This window comes from Pseudoalteromonas denitrificans DSM 6059, from assembly GCF_900112265.1.
Classification (GTDB): Bacteria; Pseudomonadota; Gammaproteobacteria; order Enterobacterales; family Alteromonadaceae; genus Pseudoalteromonas; species Pseudoalteromonas denitrificans.
Map to the genome: position 1 here is coordinate 37,305 of NZ_FOLO01000026.1, position 15,766 is coordinate 53,070.

General features: G+C 33.7%; 12 protein-coding genes. 5 read left to right on the forward strand and 7 right to left on the reverse strand.

Annotation, left to right across the window (positions count from 1 at the left end; translation table 11 throughout):
* Positions 1-294: 294 nt before the first annotated feature.
* The gene (locus tag BM088_RS15450) at positions 295-1,827 is read left to right on the forward strand and encodes a methyl-accepting chemotaxis protein (protein WP_091986099.1); all 1,533 of its coding nucleotides are present in this window, start codon (positions 295-297) and stop codon (positions 1,825-1,827) included.
* 184 nt (positions 1,828-2,011) lie between these two features.
* On the opposite strand, the gene BM088_RS15455 is transcribed toward BM088_RS15450, so the two are convergent.
* Complete coding sequence (locus BM088_RS15455; protein ID WP_091986103.1) at positions 2,012-3,214, reverse strand: winged helix-turn-helix domain-containing protein; 1,203 nt, start codon at positions 3,212-3,214, stop codon at positions 2,012-2,014.
* 406 nt (positions 3,215-3,620) lie between these two features.
* Here BM088_RS15455 and BM088_RS15460 point away from each other — a divergent pair, with 406 nt between their 5' ends.
* Positions 3,621-6,035 carry a TonB-dependent receptor plug domain-containing protein gene (locus BM088_RS15460; protein WP_091986106.1) on the forward strand — a complete coding sequence of 805 codons (2,415 nt, stop codon included), beginning with the start codon at positions 3,621-3,623 and terminating at the stop codon, positions 6,033-6,035.
* Between the two features lie 68 nt (positions 6,036-6,103).
* Here BM088_RS15460 and BM088_RS15465 read toward each other — a convergent pair whose 3' ends face one another.
* From BM088_RS15465 to BM088_RS15485, 5 genes are all read right to left on the reverse strand, one after another.
* Positions 6,104-7,207 (reverse strand): beta-propeller fold lactonase family protein, encoded by a 1,104-nt coding sequence (locus tag BM088_RS15465; protein ID WP_091986110.1) that lies wholly within the window; start codon positions 7,205-7,207, stop codon positions 6,104-6,106.
* Between the two features lie 215 nt (positions 7,208-7,422).
* Positions 7,423-8,262: a TIGR02285 family protein gene (locus BM088_RS15470; protein WP_177208068.1), complete on the reverse strand. Its 840-nt coding sequence runs from the start codon at positions 8,260-8,262 to the stop codon at positions 7,423-7,425.
* A gap of 133 nt (positions 8,263-8,395) precedes the next feature.
* Positions 8,396-8,815: a VOC family protein gene (locus BM088_RS15475; protein WP_091986117.1), complete on the reverse strand. Its 420-nt coding sequence runs from the start codon at positions 8,813-8,815 to the stop codon at positions 8,396-8,398.
* A gap of 402 nt (positions 8,816-9,217) precedes the next feature.
* Positions 9,218-10,570 (reverse strand): sensor histidine kinase, encoded by a 1,353-nt coding sequence (locus BM088_RS15480; RefSeq protein ID WP_091986121.1) that lies wholly within the window; start codon positions 10,568-10,570, stop codon positions 9,218-9,220.
* The gene (locus tag BM088_RS15485) at positions 10,563-11,249 is read right to left on the reverse strand and encodes a response regulator transcription factor (protein ID WP_091986125.1); all 687 of its coding nucleotides are present in this window, start codon (positions 11,247-11,249) and stop codon (positions 10,563-10,565) included. The genes BM088_RS15480 and BM088_RS15485 overlap by 8 nt, the downstream gene beginning before the upstream one ends.
* 198 nt (positions 11,250-11,447) lie before the next feature.
* On the opposite strand from BM088_RS15485, the gene BM088_RS28125 reads away from it, so the two are divergent.
* A complete protein-coding gene (locus BM088_RS28125; protein ID WP_091986130.1) occupies positions 11,448-12,005 on the forward strand; it encodes a phosphoethanolamine transferase domain-containing protein in 558 nt (185 codons plus the stop codon).
* The gene (locus tag BM088_RS15495) at positions 12,002-13,975 is read left to right on the forward strand and encodes an LTA synthase family protein (RefSeq protein WP_091986134.1); all 1,974 of its coding nucleotides are present in this window, start codon (positions 12,002-12,004) and stop codon (positions 13,973-13,975) included. The genes BM088_RS28125 and BM088_RS15495 overlap by 4 nt, the downstream gene beginning before the upstream one ends.
* Positions 13,976-14,178: 203 nt before the next feature.
* Here BM088_RS15495 and BM088_RS15500 read toward each other — a convergent pair whose 3' ends face one another.
* Entirely contained in the window at positions 14,179-15,081 is a 903-nt protein-coding gene (locus tag BM088_RS15500) for a LysR family transcriptional regulator (RefSeq protein ID WP_091986138.1), read from the reverse strand.
* A gap of 85 nt (positions 15,082-15,166) precedes the next feature.
* On the opposite strand from BM088_RS15500, the gene BM088_RS15505 reads away from it, so the two are divergent.
* Positions 15,167-15,730, forward strand: coding sequence for a cytochrome b (locus BM088_RS15505; RefSeq protein ID WP_091986141.1), 564 nt, complete (start codon positions 15,167-15,169; stop codon positions 15,728-15,730).
* The last annotated feature ends 36 nt before the right edge of the window (positions 15,731-15,766 follow it).

Genomic DNA, 15,766 nt, shown 5'->3' on the forward strand with positions numbered 1-15,766 from the left:
GAAAGTACAGGAAAATAATATCGGTTAACCAAAGTGAAAGTAGGTGCCAAAAGTCATGTTTTTTTAAATAGAACCCCTGTTAATCTGTTTTTACTATATACCAAATTATAAAATAGATTTAAAATAGTACCTTAAACGACTATTTAGAACATTTTTTCACCAATGTATTTATCATAACAGCACTCATATTTTGATAGAGTACTCTCTTCATTAAACAATCTTAATATTTTTTTGATTGCAGTTTTATATGTCTAAACACATTATTTAAGTATTTTAAAAGGATAAGCTAAAAGCATGCTTGCTTCATCTCATAAAGAAGTTCATTTTTCAGCTAATGAACAACTCGTATCAGTAACAGACTTAAAAGGTGTGATCACATATGTGAACGATCACTTTTGTAACGTTTCAGGTTTTACTCAAGAAGAATTACTGGGGAGAAACCATAACCTTATCCGTCACCCTGATATGCCTAAAGCAGCATTCGCTGATTTATGGACTAAACTAAAACGCTCAGACTCTTGGCGAGGCATGGTAAAAAACAGATGTAAAAATGGTGATTATTATTGGGTGGATGCTTATGTCACGCCAGTATATGAATCAAATAGAGTCATTGGCTATCAGTCAGTTCGAAATAAGCCTGATACAAAGCATGTCACTGCTGCAAATACCCTTTATAATGAAATTAACCAAGGTAAATCTCAATTTTCATTAAGTAGCAAAAATAGAAGTTTAATATCAATCATTTTAACCTCGTTTTTTGCCTTTGTTATGTACTCATTAACACACAGTATTCTCCCAACATTTTTACTCATTGCGTTTAGCATGAGCATTTTTGCATTATTTGCTAATATTTCACTGCCTTTAAGTGCTTTCTCAAAACATATTTCACACACTTACGACAGCCCTTCTCGACTGATTTTTTCAGGAAAAGGATTGGCGGGGTTATTTGATTATCCAAGGCATTTATTACAAGCAAAAGTGACCACGATACTAGGACGCTCCAAAGATCAAAGTGAACAATTAAAAAACATTGCCGACGAATTAGAACGTAATTCATCTATTGCCATCAATAGTCTTCAAGAAGAAAACTCTCATTTAGATCAATTAGCAACAGCTATCACTCAAATGAGCACCACAATTGAAGAAGTAAGCCAAAATACCAGTACCGCTTTTGAAAATGTAAATGATGTTCAAAAACGCTGTGAACATACAATTGGCGTGATTGAAAATACGCACCAAAGCGCGACGTCATTAGCACAGGAAGTTGGGGAAGCGGCAAGTAAAGCGGACTCTTTAGTGACTGATGTCACACAAATATCAAACATAATGAGTGAGATACAAGGCATTGCCGACCAAACAAATTTACTGGCTTTAAATGCTGCCATTGAAGCTGCTCGAGCAGGGGAACAAGGTCGAGGTTTTGCAGTCGTAGCTGATGAGGTGAGGTCTTTAGCTAGTCGAACTCAAGAGGCAACACAACAAATTCAAGATTCTGTTGTAGGTTTACAAACAACACTTTCTCAGTGGCAACAGCTTATGCTTGCTAGTCAAAACAAAGCTTTACAATCACAAACCCTGTCGACCGAAGCAAACAAAGAAATGCAGGATGTCATTATAGTGATGAACAACTTGAATGACTTAACCGCTCAAATTGCAACGGCAACTGAAGAGCAAAGTGTAGTTAGTAATCAAATCAGTGAAAGTGTGCGTCAAATCAGAGATATTTCCTATCAAAATACAGAAGTTGTCTCTGAAGTTAATATATTAGGTGAGAAAGTAACTCAGAGCGTTAATGAGTTACACCACCTATCTAGTACATTTAAATAATTGTAATAAGCCGCTTTAAAAATGTATTTAAGTGTAAGTAACTCATAGTGAAATGAATGACTTACACTTTACTTCACAAAGTGAAATGCCGACTTTTGAATTGCGATACTCTTGTTTAGCTTATCTAAAGCCTCTACTACTGAGTCAAAATTTACGATATAAGCTTAACAATTAGATAAAGAATTTAAGCGATTAATATAGCTGTGAATTTTTTAACCTGAGCATCAGCTAACTTTGTATTTTTACTGGTTATTTTAATCACATTGATACATGAGCCATTGTTAAACGATAAAAACTTATCGAGCTCTTTTTTCAAGTCCAGTATAAACTCTTCTGCTTCTTCAGTTTCTAAATGGAGATTTAGAATATTCAAAACTCCTACTTTTCTATCCATTTTTACATCCATTCGACCTGAGAACCTTGCATTCCATAAAAGAGGCAAGCTGAAATAACCAATTTTTCTTTTATTTTCTGGAACATAACATTCAATTTGATACTCGTAGTTAAAAAGATCCTGAGTTCTTTTACGTTGTATAATGAGGTTATCAAAAGGTGATAATATTTTTACTTTATTTCGGCTTAACTTTTTTTCTAATAAATGAGTTATGGTAGGTAAAGAAAAATAAGATTGCTTATTGACTGTCACACTTATTAACAAACCATCTTCTTCCATTTGCATGCAATATTTTTTTACAGACGTTTTAATCCCTTTGAGCAAGTACGCAATTTGCCCAGGTGTACCAATTGCATTTGCCTTCAAATAATTAATAATTAAGTGCCGAAGATAATCCTCTTCACTCGGTGTGCTAATATCGATATTAGAGGGAAGTACGCGTTCAGTAAGATCATATACCTTTTGAAAACCTTGCCTTTTAACGACCATGAGATCGCCTTGCATAAATAGCTGTTCAAGCGCTTTTTTTGCAGGTTTCCAATCCCACCATCCAGTTTTAGACTCTCTAGGATCTTTAAAGTCTTTAGCTTGTAGAGGACCTTCAGATTTAATTCGCTCTAAAACATGCGACATGCTTTTTTTATCTTTTTTGAACCAATGCATATCACCTTGTGTGATCGCATTTTTTCTTGGCAAACTGTAGCGATAGTGTTTCATAGGTAAATATGATGCTGCATGAGACCAGTACTCAAAAATGTGTTTATCCTCTAAGAGCTGTGCTATATGAATAGGATCATAATTTTCTGCACGGTTCCAAATACTGTGATGATGAGCGCGTTCAACGACTGAAATTGAATCAATTTGAACATAATTGATAGCTTCGATAACCTGATAGGTTACTTCTTTACCTTTTCCTAATTGATGTGATTTATGAACCCCTTGGCTTAACAAAATCACTTTTTGTGCTTCTTGTAAACTCAGATTATCTTTCATATAAAAACGGGGGTTCCTTAATAGTATCGTGCTCAATTTCAGCATCAAAACCATCTTAACGCTTAATAGAATAATCATTCAATAACTGAAACAAAATAATACTGATATATTGAGCTGATTGCATACAACATCTAACTTCGATACAAAAATTATAAAATAAATTGAAAACGATAATCAGGTATTTATTAAGAAAAAGATAGCGTAACACATTGTTATTACCCGTGTATTTTTGATTTCAGTTTTTATTATTAATTCATCCATCGTTAATTTTTTATAAGTCATAATTAACTTATATATTTGTGATGTTTTTATTCTCAGCTATATTAAATGATACGCAAAAAAAATTTTTGAAGTCAGTAAAACTGAAAGGACGTCTTTCTCAAACTCACATAAAAGACACTTAAGAATGAAAGATATCGCTGTAACAAAAATAAATCCGTGTTTTTCCACAATGCTGAAATTCGAGCAATATACTCGATTGCTAATTTCAAGTTCATTTTTAATTTTTATCACTTGTGCATCATTTGTATCTGCACAAGAGGCCAAAGAAGACCTTTTTGCTCTTTCATTAGAAGAGTTGTTTAGCACTAAAGTCACCTCAGCTTCAGGGGTTGAAGAGTCATTACGTGATGCTGCAGCATCTATGATTGTTATAACCGAACAAGATATTCATGATAGAGCTTATACCGATCTAAGCCAGATACTTACAGACTTACCTGGTTTCGACAATATCAAAAGTTATGGCCACGATAGAGTTATCAGTTATCAACGTGGTTATCGAACGCCGACCACCCAAAGAACGCTCTTTATGATTAACGGGGTCATTAACAACCAATTATGGAGCCAGGCCTTCCCCCAAAATCGCCAATTACCATTAACAAATATAGAAAGAATAGAAGTGCTATATGGTCCAGCGGGCGCTATTTATGGACCTAATGCCTTTTCAGGTATTGTAAATATAATTACTCGGGACGCTAGAGAGCTGGACATAGGAGAGTCCTACTTTAAGTACAATATCCAAGCCGGTAGCTTTTCAACTACTGCTGTTGATATGGCTGCAGGGGGTAAAATGGATCAACTGAGTTATTCAATTTCGGCTAAGTTTATTGAGAGTGATGGACCTAACCTTCAAGACTTTCCTACCTGGGGATATTTACGATCCGAATTCCTAAATGATCCGGCGATTTGGGGATCCGTTTTACAAAGAGAGCACTTAAATACTCCTTATGGCAACTATACCTCAATGGATAAGGAACAAGGCATCATCGGAGAGTTAAACTTCGGAAAACTGACATTTGGTATCAACTATTGGCACACTCAAAATGGATACGGTCTAAAATTCGCTTTAGACAAAGGGCAACCTAACGCGATATGGGCAAAAAAGATTAGTCAATGGTATGTAAAATACCATAAACAACTCACTCCAAAATTATTATCTAAAACCTTTATCAGACAGCGTGATGATCGACGTTATGGCAATTGGGCCGAAGCGACTGCCGACTGGAATACCAACATGGAAGGCTTTTCGTACGTCAGTATTTCTGATTGGAACGTATTAAGTAACTCCTGGAAGTTACGTCAGGATTGGGACTATCAAGCAAGCGACAACTTAAGTATTCTCGCTGGGTTAAAATATGAGAACAAGGAACTCACTAAAGCTTTTGATGTTTGTGGTTATTGGTCATCTGCATTTTGTTCATCCTCTAATGCGCATAACTTGGGCCCTGAAGGTTTAGGAGAGGGCGTTTATCATTCAACGTCTACCGAACCACAGCCTATAATTCCGGGCACCTTATCCGAAATGCCGGCTGATAATTTAATCCGTACCAATGATAAAGGTGGTTATCTCCAAGTGACTTGGGATATAGAAGAATGGCGATATAGTGCTGCAATACGCTGGGATAAAAACAGTGAATATGGCAGTTTTACCAAGCCTCGTTTATCAGCCATTTACCACTTTTCTAACAAAAATACGATTAAGCTAATTTATAGTACAGCCTTTCAGGAGCCAGGACCTAGCGCTGTGTACGGAGGTTGGAATGGAAAGCGGGCAAATCCAGATTTAAAACCCGAAGAAATGGAAAATTTAGAGCTTATTTGGTTATATCAGGCCAATAACTGGTTACACGAAACGTCTCTTTATTATGCCAACTATAAAAATGTAATAAAAGAAGAAGCTGAAAATGCAGGTGAACGCGATATAACAGGCTTTGAGTATCGCGGCCAATATAAGTTTAATAATTTTATCAATGGCGCACCAAAAATTAAAACCTATTTAAATTATACTTTTACTGAGGTAAAAAGTAATATTACCTACGATCACGATATTGCTGCTTGGATTGGATCTGGTATGGATAATTGTACTTCAGGTGAGTTTTCTGATGATGACCCCAAATGCCGTTCTGTCGATGAGGACTTGGGTGATATAGCGCCACATAAAATCAATTTAGGTTTAAATATTCCTTTTAACAAAATGATTAACCTAAACTTTCGAGGCAACTATGTGAGTGAACGTAAACTTTATTTAAGAAACCCGCTCAGAGCCGATGGAATTAAACTAGATAGTTATATGGTTTTTAATGCCAATATTGGCATTAAATTTGAGAACATCAGACTTGATCTCGCGGTCAATAACTTATTTAACACAGCGTATTACCATCCAGGATTAGTACAAGCAAATTCTGGGGACGTCTCCTTAGACGAAAAAGGAAATTTAGCGAGATATGCCAATGGTAATTTAGTGCGTTCTGGCGGATTTCATAACTCTGTGATGCCACAAGTAGAAAGAAACTACTCGCTCATTTTTTCTATGTCATTTTAGCTTAATGCTTTTCAGTGGTATATTTTAAATAATTGCTAAACTTATGTTTAAGTCTCCATTAATGTATTTTATGGGAAAGTCACTATTTCAACCCAGTTTGGATTTATTCCCATTAAATAGCTTTTTAATTTAATAAGTCTTCCAGATATTTTATTGATCCTGTAGATAGACATTTCATTAGAAAGCTCCCCCACCACTAGCAGGTATTTGCCCGATGCGTCGATGTTAAATCCACGCGGACTTTTTTCAGTTTCAATCACTTCAATTGACGTTAAAAAGCCTGATTCAGCATCTACTTCAAATCCTGATATCGTACTTGAGACTCGGTCTGAACTATAAATAAATCGACCATCTGGTGTTATATGAATATCTGCCGCAGCTTTACGTTTGTATTTGTATTTTACTGGGAGCGTAAAGATGTTCTGTTTCTCATTCAGAACACCCGTTTTTGGATTAAAATCAAACAGGTGAATTGAGGCATCAAACTGGCCAATAACATAAATATATTGACCATTAGGGTGAAATACAATGTGTCGTGGCCCCACTTTTTTTTTGAGACTATTTTTATTTAAATCAATATAAGGTGGATCATTCAATTTCATTTTTCCTGAATTTACATTAAATTCAAATTGATAAACCCTATCATCCCCTAAAGTAGGGACCAGTACATATCGATTAGTTTTATCTATCAGAACAGCATGCGCATTTGGGAAGCCATTTAAGGTATATTGGTGTTTTAAAATATCACCATTTTTAGAAACTGGATTGACAATAATTTTATGGTGTGGGTAAGAAGCACTTATTAAATATTGTCCAGTCAGATCTATGGATATATAAGCAATATTAGCGTTCATCATTTGATTATCAATATGACTCAATTTTCCCGTCATTGCATCAATTTTAAAGCTGCTGATCATATAAGGCTTCCCTCGAGAAACGATATATAAAAAACATTGATCAGGACTGATAACCATAGGTGATGATATCCCAGGCTCAATCACTCCCGGTATTTTTATTTTATTAACTAAAGATAAATCTCCATTTGTTGGATTTAATTGATGGATTGATATTTCATTACTAGTGGCATTACCTACATAAACAAAAGTGGCTGCATGTACAGGTGTAAATAGAATAATAAGAAAAGAAGAAATAAAACATAAAAAATAAAAAATAAAAAATAATTCACAATTAAAAACACAAACATAATTTTAGGCTAGTTAGGATATATGAGATAAACAACAAGAACAATACATTACCCTCACTTGCCTTTGATTGGTTTTTACAATTAAATCAACAGGTTGGCTTAATCATTGTTACTTATCAAAGTTTTTCCATTAATCACACTACGGGTTTATTATTAACAACCCGCATTACCACGCATTTCATATTAATTTTCTAGAAAGACATCATTATAATACTTTATAAAATCATCAGAATGAGCCTCAGTTTCCCACCATTTACTTAAGGCCTGATAATAATTTTTTGTAGGCTTTAACTTTTTTAAAACGATATCAATATCCTTAATCACTTTTTTGCCCCATACTGTTTTGGGGCAAGCAACTTGCCCAGTAACATATTTCTTAGCACCCGATATTTTAAATATCTTAAATTCATCGATATTGAAATCATTATACTTATTATAATATGACACTTGAAAAGGGTACGTTATTGTGTAATCAACCCGGCCCTTTTTTACCATATGTAACAATCTGTTAGGTGACTCAGAACTGAAGAAATATACATTATCTAAATAAGGTTTTTGAGTGATAATACCATCTATTTTATTGCCAAACGAACGTCCATTATCAAGTCCAAGTACATAGGTTTTATTTTCAAGTAAACCGCGTAATGACAATTCATTTTTTTGTGAAAGATTTATTTTACGATTGAAAACAATTCTATGACTCGGGTGTGCAACTGATGCTTTTGAAAAATATACAAATTCTTTTCTTTTATTTGTAACAAACAAAGCAGGTAAGCAAACATTTTTTTGTTTTTGTAATTCAAATATCGAACGTGCCATAGAACTTACTATAATTTGATGCTCATATTGTGGTAATGCTGTTATCAGTTGCTTTAAAATCAAATCTAAAAAACCTTCTCCTTTATATTTTCCCTCCACTATCGTAGCCGGTGGCGCATGATTCATTTGCCAAACAATTGTTTCACCAAACACGGTTAAGCTATAGCTAATTAAAAAAAAAGATAAAAATATCAATTTTAACAAGATTTAACTCCTACAAGATTTAACAATATTAGCCATATACTTTATAACTATAGAAGTTAATTAGAAAAAATATGAATATAGTCAGACTTAATCAAGCTTGATACATTGAGGACAATAATACACTAAAACCTGTTCAATCAACTTCAAATAATACTTGTGGATTAACCATGGTTTTCATTTCAAGCACATTGCCGTTTGGGTCTTCAATGAAAAATGTTTCCTGTTCATATTTACTCCCCACAAACCGACGATAAGGTTTATCTAAATAAGTAAGATTAGCTTCTTCAATGCGCTGCTTTAAAGCTTGGAATTCCTTCTCTGGTAAATGTACACCAAAGTGAGGAACCGCCACGGCCCCCATGTCTACATCATGTCGTATTTTAGGCAAGCGCTCATCACTTTGATGAAGTGTTAATTCATTACCCCAAAAATCGATATCCACCCAATGCCCTTCTTCACTATTACCTGTTTTACAGCCAAATACATCACAATAAAACTTTTTAGCTATTTTTAAATCGCCAGCAGGAATAGCAAGATGTAAACAGTTAGACATGACGCCTCTTTATTTCATATTTAATGAAATTCGATGGACTCTATAGTTTATATAGAACACCTCATCATAGAACTCAATGCGTTTAACTTTAATTCAAGCGTATAAAGTATTATCGCTCACGCGTTGTATGTAGTGATAAGTGCTATGTATCAGCATGATAGAAAAGGTAAGTAAAAATAATTGATTAACGATTTATCATTGACTCGTTGATATAAAACAATTTGACAGTCAAAGAGTTATCGATATAAAAATACCAAAGGCCTGATCAACATCATGTTATCAGCCAAACCTTTTTTGAACTGTAATAATTAGATGGGTTAAAGCGAATTCGAAACACTTCAACCTCTTCAGGATCAGTATTCATAAGCTTTTCCGACTCTTTTCTTCAAAGAACAACTGGCTCTAATGAAACTTACAACTAAATTTTGCTCCTCCGTTTTGGTTGTTTTCTACAGACAAAACACTATTCATTCTTTTACTCGCTGCTTTTGCAATTGATAAACCTAAGCCTAAGCCTCCTGTTTTACGACTTCTACTTTTATCTAAACGTGCAAAAGGAAAAAAAATCGTTTCCGTAAATTGAGCTGGAATTCCAGGGCCATCATCTTCAATCGATATTTTAACCTTGTCATTTATCATGCACAATGAAACCATTATCTGAGATCTTGCGTGATTGATGGCATTTTTTAACAGGTTATCTATTAATAAACGTAAATATATTGGGTTTGTTGTTATTTCTAGCGATTCATCAAGTGATGTTTGAATATTTATGAGTTCATCTAATTTTACAGCGTTTAATCGAGACTTAATAAAGGCTGAAAAATTAATGCGTTGATATAAGTCAGCGCCATTTTCATCAATAACAGAGTTGAGCTTTGAAAAAGAAACAACCTGACTAATCAGTTCATCTATATCATCTATGTAAGTATCGATATTTTCAAGTAGCTGCATTGCCTGTTTATTCGTATTTTTTTTCCTCAATAATCCTACAGCCAATTGAATTCTGCTTAGTGGCGTACGAACTTCATGAGGTACAGCCTGGGCAAATATTTGATTTTCTTTCACTGTATCAGCAATCGAATTTGCCATGACATTAAAGCTATATGCTAATTCATTTAATGGCTTAGTTAACTGCTCTTGCGCTCTTACATTAAGCTCGCCAGCGCCAAATAGGTGGTTAACATCAACTAAAGCATTAATTTGTTTTTGTAACTGACGAACAGGCCAATAAATTGTTCCTGCTATCACCAACAATACAATAATTGTAAATAAATAAAATGCGATTTCTTCTACATTTAACCCTGCAATTTCATCAATATCAGAGTCATTTTCTGGTGAAAAAAGCTGTGGTTCCATTTTGTCTGAAATAAATAAAAGTGCATTTATTTTAGGGAAATGATAAATAACCCGTAACCTATCGCTTTCAAGTTGATAAACATTAATGCCATCAGCTTCACCTAAAAATTCGCAATCTATACATGGTAAAAATGCAGGTTTAAAAGGTCGCCAACTAATAATGAATTCATCTGCAAAAGGGAAATTAGAATTCAGATTTTGATAATTGATACTTGGGTCGTTCTCAACCTGTTTTTTTAATTCATTGTATATATAGTCAGTATCTCTGACAAAATCGTTAATTGCATCTTGTTCAAATAAACCGTCAACAAAATATTGCGTTAGCATAATACTAATTACAACAGCAAAAATAATACTGATGTATAGACGGGTAAATAATGATGGAGAAATATTAGCCATTAAATAACATATATCCTTTATTTCTGACTGTTGTAATTATTTTATAGGGCATGTGATCATCATTTAGTTTTTTTCTTAACCCTGAAATACGCATATCAATAGATCTGTCATTAAAATCATAGTTAATGCCCCTTAAAGCTTGGCAACAGTCAGCCCTAGATACAATATTGCCAATATTTCTTTCTAGTAATACCAACATTTCATATTCAGAGCTCGTTAATATCAGCTCTTTTTCTTCAAAAATGACTTGCTGACTTGCTTGATCTATGTGTATTTTACTATGACCTGTATGAACATCTATTGGCATATTTGGTTTTGATCTTCGCATCAGAGCTTCAATTCTTGCAACCAATACATGAGGCTTTAAGGGTTTTGTCAAAAAGTCATCAGCACCCAATTTTAATAAACTCACTTCACTTACATCGTCGTCACAAGCCGTTAAAACTAATATTGGACCTTGATAAAACGCCCTTGATTGCTTACAAATTTCAATGCCTGTCATACCTGGAAGCATTAAATCTAGAATAATCAAATCGGGTAAATAATGCTTAATAGTAGCGAGCGCTTTTTCACCATCATCTACAATTTTACTTTCAAAACCTTCTACTTCTAAATACATGGCCGTCAGACGAGATATTTCTGCATCATCTTCAATAATCAATATTTTAATTTTTTTCATCATACCTCCAAATCACGACTGATTTTACTTAGAAAAGTTCATTAATATAAGACTTGCTTACATCTGCTTACATAGCCAATTTTTCACTTACACAGCCTTACTTTGTAAGTCATTTATCCCTGTTAGTCTGAAAAAATACCTGATGTTAAGAGTTTCCTAAGAAACAAACACTAACATCTACTTCAAATTAAAAATGGGATGATTAGCTTGATAACGCAAACAATTAATTCAAATATTTTGACCAGCAGTATTTCCACCAATAAGCCCATTATTTTAACTACGCTCTATTATACTGTTGTATTAAATTTATTTTTCTTGAGCAGTTCTGGTCATCCATTTGTTTCAACCGAGCAATATAAAGTTATATTTTTATGTTCAGTGCCACTGTTTTTGTCCTTTTTAATTTTATTTATTTTCACTTTGTTTTTATTCGATGAAACTTTTAAACCTCATTTGATTTCAAAATACCTTATTTTATCTTTACTGTTTTATATTGGAATTAATGACAGTTTAATTAGTAATTATGTCACCATTGAAAATACATTCCCTCCCAGTTCCGCTAGCACTTTATCTTATTTTAACAAAGAGTTAACTACCTACTTTATATGCATAGGTTTACTCCCATCACTTATATTTTCTTATATTAAAATACACCATCAACCAATTATAAAAGAAGTACGACAGCGTTATAGATTCATTATTACTGCCATGTTCGGCTTTATTTTAGTTGTTCAGACTTGGGGTCTCTTGCTATGAAAAACATCGTTAAACAAGTTATCAAAAGTCCTTTTTCTAAACTGAGCATTTTTAAATATCAGCTTGGCCCGCTTTGGACTATGGTATGTTTTTTTATACTTGCTATTGTCGCTTTATCTATATGTCGTGTTTCACTCATGATATGGCAAGCTGAGCGCATTAGCACATTCAATGACGGATTTAAAATACTTATAAACGGATTAAGAGTCGATATATCTAGCATAAGTTATTTATTAGTCATTCCTGTCATTTTAAGCACAATTATAATGTTCTTAAATAAAGGAAAAAGCTTACTCTATTGGTTTTTACGTATCTGGTTGATCACTATGATCACAGTTTTAATGTACATGGAAGTGATCACCCCTACCTTTATATTAGAATATGATCTCAGACCAAACAGGTTATTTATTGAATACATAATTTATCCAAAAGAGGTTTTATCAATGCTCTGGACGGGTTATAAAATAGAGATATTATTAAGTTCACTCACTTTATTTTCAGTTTATAAGTTTTCAACTCATTTTTTTAAATCACATTGGCAAGCACACTATCAAACAACAATTTTATTTAAATGTGTATCAACAAGCTTAGTGGTGATCCTAATATTTTCAGGTTCTCGCTCATCTTTAGGCCATAGACCATTAAATCCAGCTATGATGGCCTTTTCAACCGATCATTTACTGAATGATTTAACTTTAAATTCAACTTACTCAGTTGCATGCGCCATTAAACATATGCTGAATGAGCAATCTAGCGAAGAATATTATGGCAAAATGTCTAATGAAAAAGTAATTTCACTTGTACAAAACTCAACCGTATTCACTGAGACACAATTTAAAGATAAGAGACATCCAACTTCATCTTATCGCCAAGCCAGTTATCAAGGAAAACCCAAAAATTTAGTTATATTATTACAAGAAAGCCTTGGTGCTCGTTATGTTGGCGCTTTAGGTGGATTACCATTAACACCAAATCTTGATAATTTAATGGGTGAGGGGTGGAATTTTACAAATTTATATGCCACAGGAACTCGCTCGGTACGTGGTATAGAAGCTGTGATCACAGGATTTACACCAACACCCGCCCGTTCAGTTGTTAAGCTTGATAAATCACAAGAAAACTTTTTTACAATTGCAGGTTTTTTAGCAAACAAAGGCTACCATACTCAATTTATTTATGGCGGGGAAAGTCACTTTGATAATATGAAGCGCTTCTTTTTAGGCAATGGTATTCAAGAAATAGTCGACTCAGAAAGTTTCAATAAAATTGATTTTAAAGGGTCGTGGGGCGCATCTGATGAAGATTTATATGATCAAGCACATATTGAATTGAATAAACTAGCCAAACAAAAACAGCCTTTTTTTAGTTTAATATTTACCAGCTCAAATCACAGCCCTTATGAGTTTCCCGATGACAAAATAACGCTTTATGATGATGAAAAAAATACTCGAAATAATGCCGTTAAATATGCTGATTATGCATTGGGAGAGTTTTTAGAAAAAGCTAAAAAGTCTGATTACTGGAAAGATACTATTTTTTTAGTTGTTGCAGATCACGATTCAAGGGTTGCAGGCGCAAGTTTAGTCCCCATAGAGCATTTCAAAATACCTGGTGTGATCTTAGGTGAAAATATTACACCAAGAAACGATTCTCGCCTAATAAGCCAAATCGATTTAGCCCCCACACTATTATCATTAATTGGTGCCAGTGGAAGAACGCCTATGTTAGGTCATGACATGACAACAGATATTCCCAAAGATAAGCTCAGAGCTATGATGCAATATGATAAAAACTTTGCGTATATGAAAAATGACTCAGTCACTATACTGCAACCACAAAAAGCACCTTTACATTTTGCATATCTACAAAAACAGCTTAAAGCAAAAGAACACAACCCCAAATTGGCTTTGGAAGCTAAAGCCAATGTTATTTTTGGCAGTAAAGCCTACCAAAACCGTTGGTATCAATAGTTGGAGTATATTTAGCAAACACTTAAATACTATAGAAATTTTTAATAAGTGTGATCTAACAGCATTACACTTATTCTTTACTAAGCTGACTTAAATTTTAACTATAATCTTTTTGGCTCTTTCAAAGAAACTAATTTTAGAGCTTTTTAAACTATCGTTTTTAAATCACTTTCAGTATCACGATTAACCACATAGTTTAAAAATTATTTTCTACTATCTCCCCACTTCACTAGCGCTTCAACAAATGCTTTTGTTTTTTCTGGCTGCCCTGCTCTAGTTGGATATACAACATAAAGTGATGAAGGTTCAACTTTAATTTTATCGTTAATTTCAATTAAGATCCCTTGTTTCATTTCATTACTAACCATTTTTTTTGGCACAATACCAAAACCTAACCCTGCTTTGATTGCCAGTATTATGCTTGTCATATTATTGATAGAAAACCGATGTTTTAAACTTAATACCTCATTATTCCAGCTAATTTTATTATTGAGCCGGAAATTTCCTTCTGTCTGAGCTAAACCGACACTAGACAGAAGTTTCAGTTCATCAGGTGTTTTTGCAAGTCCATGCAGCTCAATGAACTCTTTACTAGCGACAAGTATCCATTCAGAATGATATATTTTTCTATATACAAAACTACTATCTGCAACTTGTTCGCTTTGAGATTGAATTAAAACATCATAATTATCTTCTATTAAACTAATTGACTTATTTGACTGTATTATTTCTAATTCTACTTTTGGAAATTCCTGTAAAAATGGTGTGATAACAATACCCATAATGAAATCAATAAGATTATGAGGCGCGCATACTTTTAGTCGACCTGTTGGCGTATGACTCAATTCTGCAATGTAATTATCGCCCATTTGTAACGTGTGTAGTGCTTGCTCACAGTAGCCTAGATACTCCACACCAGCTTCAGTCATGCTAACTGATCGTGTCGTTCGCTGTAATAATCTAATGCCTAATCTATTTTCTAACTGGCTTATTTTTGAACTTACCGTTGATTTTTCTATTCCTAAAAATTCTGCAGCCTTAGTGAAACTTTTCAGCTGGGCTACTTTTATAAAGATACGAATTTGGTTTAGATCATTGTTCTGCATATAAAACAGTCTTGTATAAAAATAGGTGATTATTAAATAATACCAAACAAATATAATTGTACAACTTAGTAAAGGAGAAGTTGTAATGAATCAGCATAATTATAAAGTAAGCTCGCCAAGTCACTATGATTTGGGCTATAAAATATTACATTGGCTCATGGCCATTTTAATATTTTTGATGTTTTTTGCCGTAGAAGGTTTTGCCAGTATCACATCTATTGATGAACATATGGTCATGTTAATTGGGCACTCTAGCATAGGTACAGTTATTAGTATTTTATTGATTATGCGTATGAGTAAAAGGTTTATCATAAAATCTAAGCGACCCATACATGATTTAAATCAATGGCAAAAAAATGTGTCGAAAGTGGTGCATATTGCTTTGTATTTTTGCATGGCATTAATTCCCTTGAGCGGGTATTTAGCAGCTCGAGCGCATGAGTTACCCGTAAAACTATTTGGCACTTTTAATTTAAGCCAAACACAAGTTTCAGGATTTGATAAAACATATTTTGAAACCTTACGCCTAGTACATGAATTAGGCATAAAACTAATTTTTATTTTACTAACACTGCATATAGGAGCCGTTTTGTATCACAAATTCATCAGAAAAGACCAAGTACTTAGTGCTATGACTAAAAATAAATAAACCATAAGCCTCACCTACAAATTTATACCTGTGGGT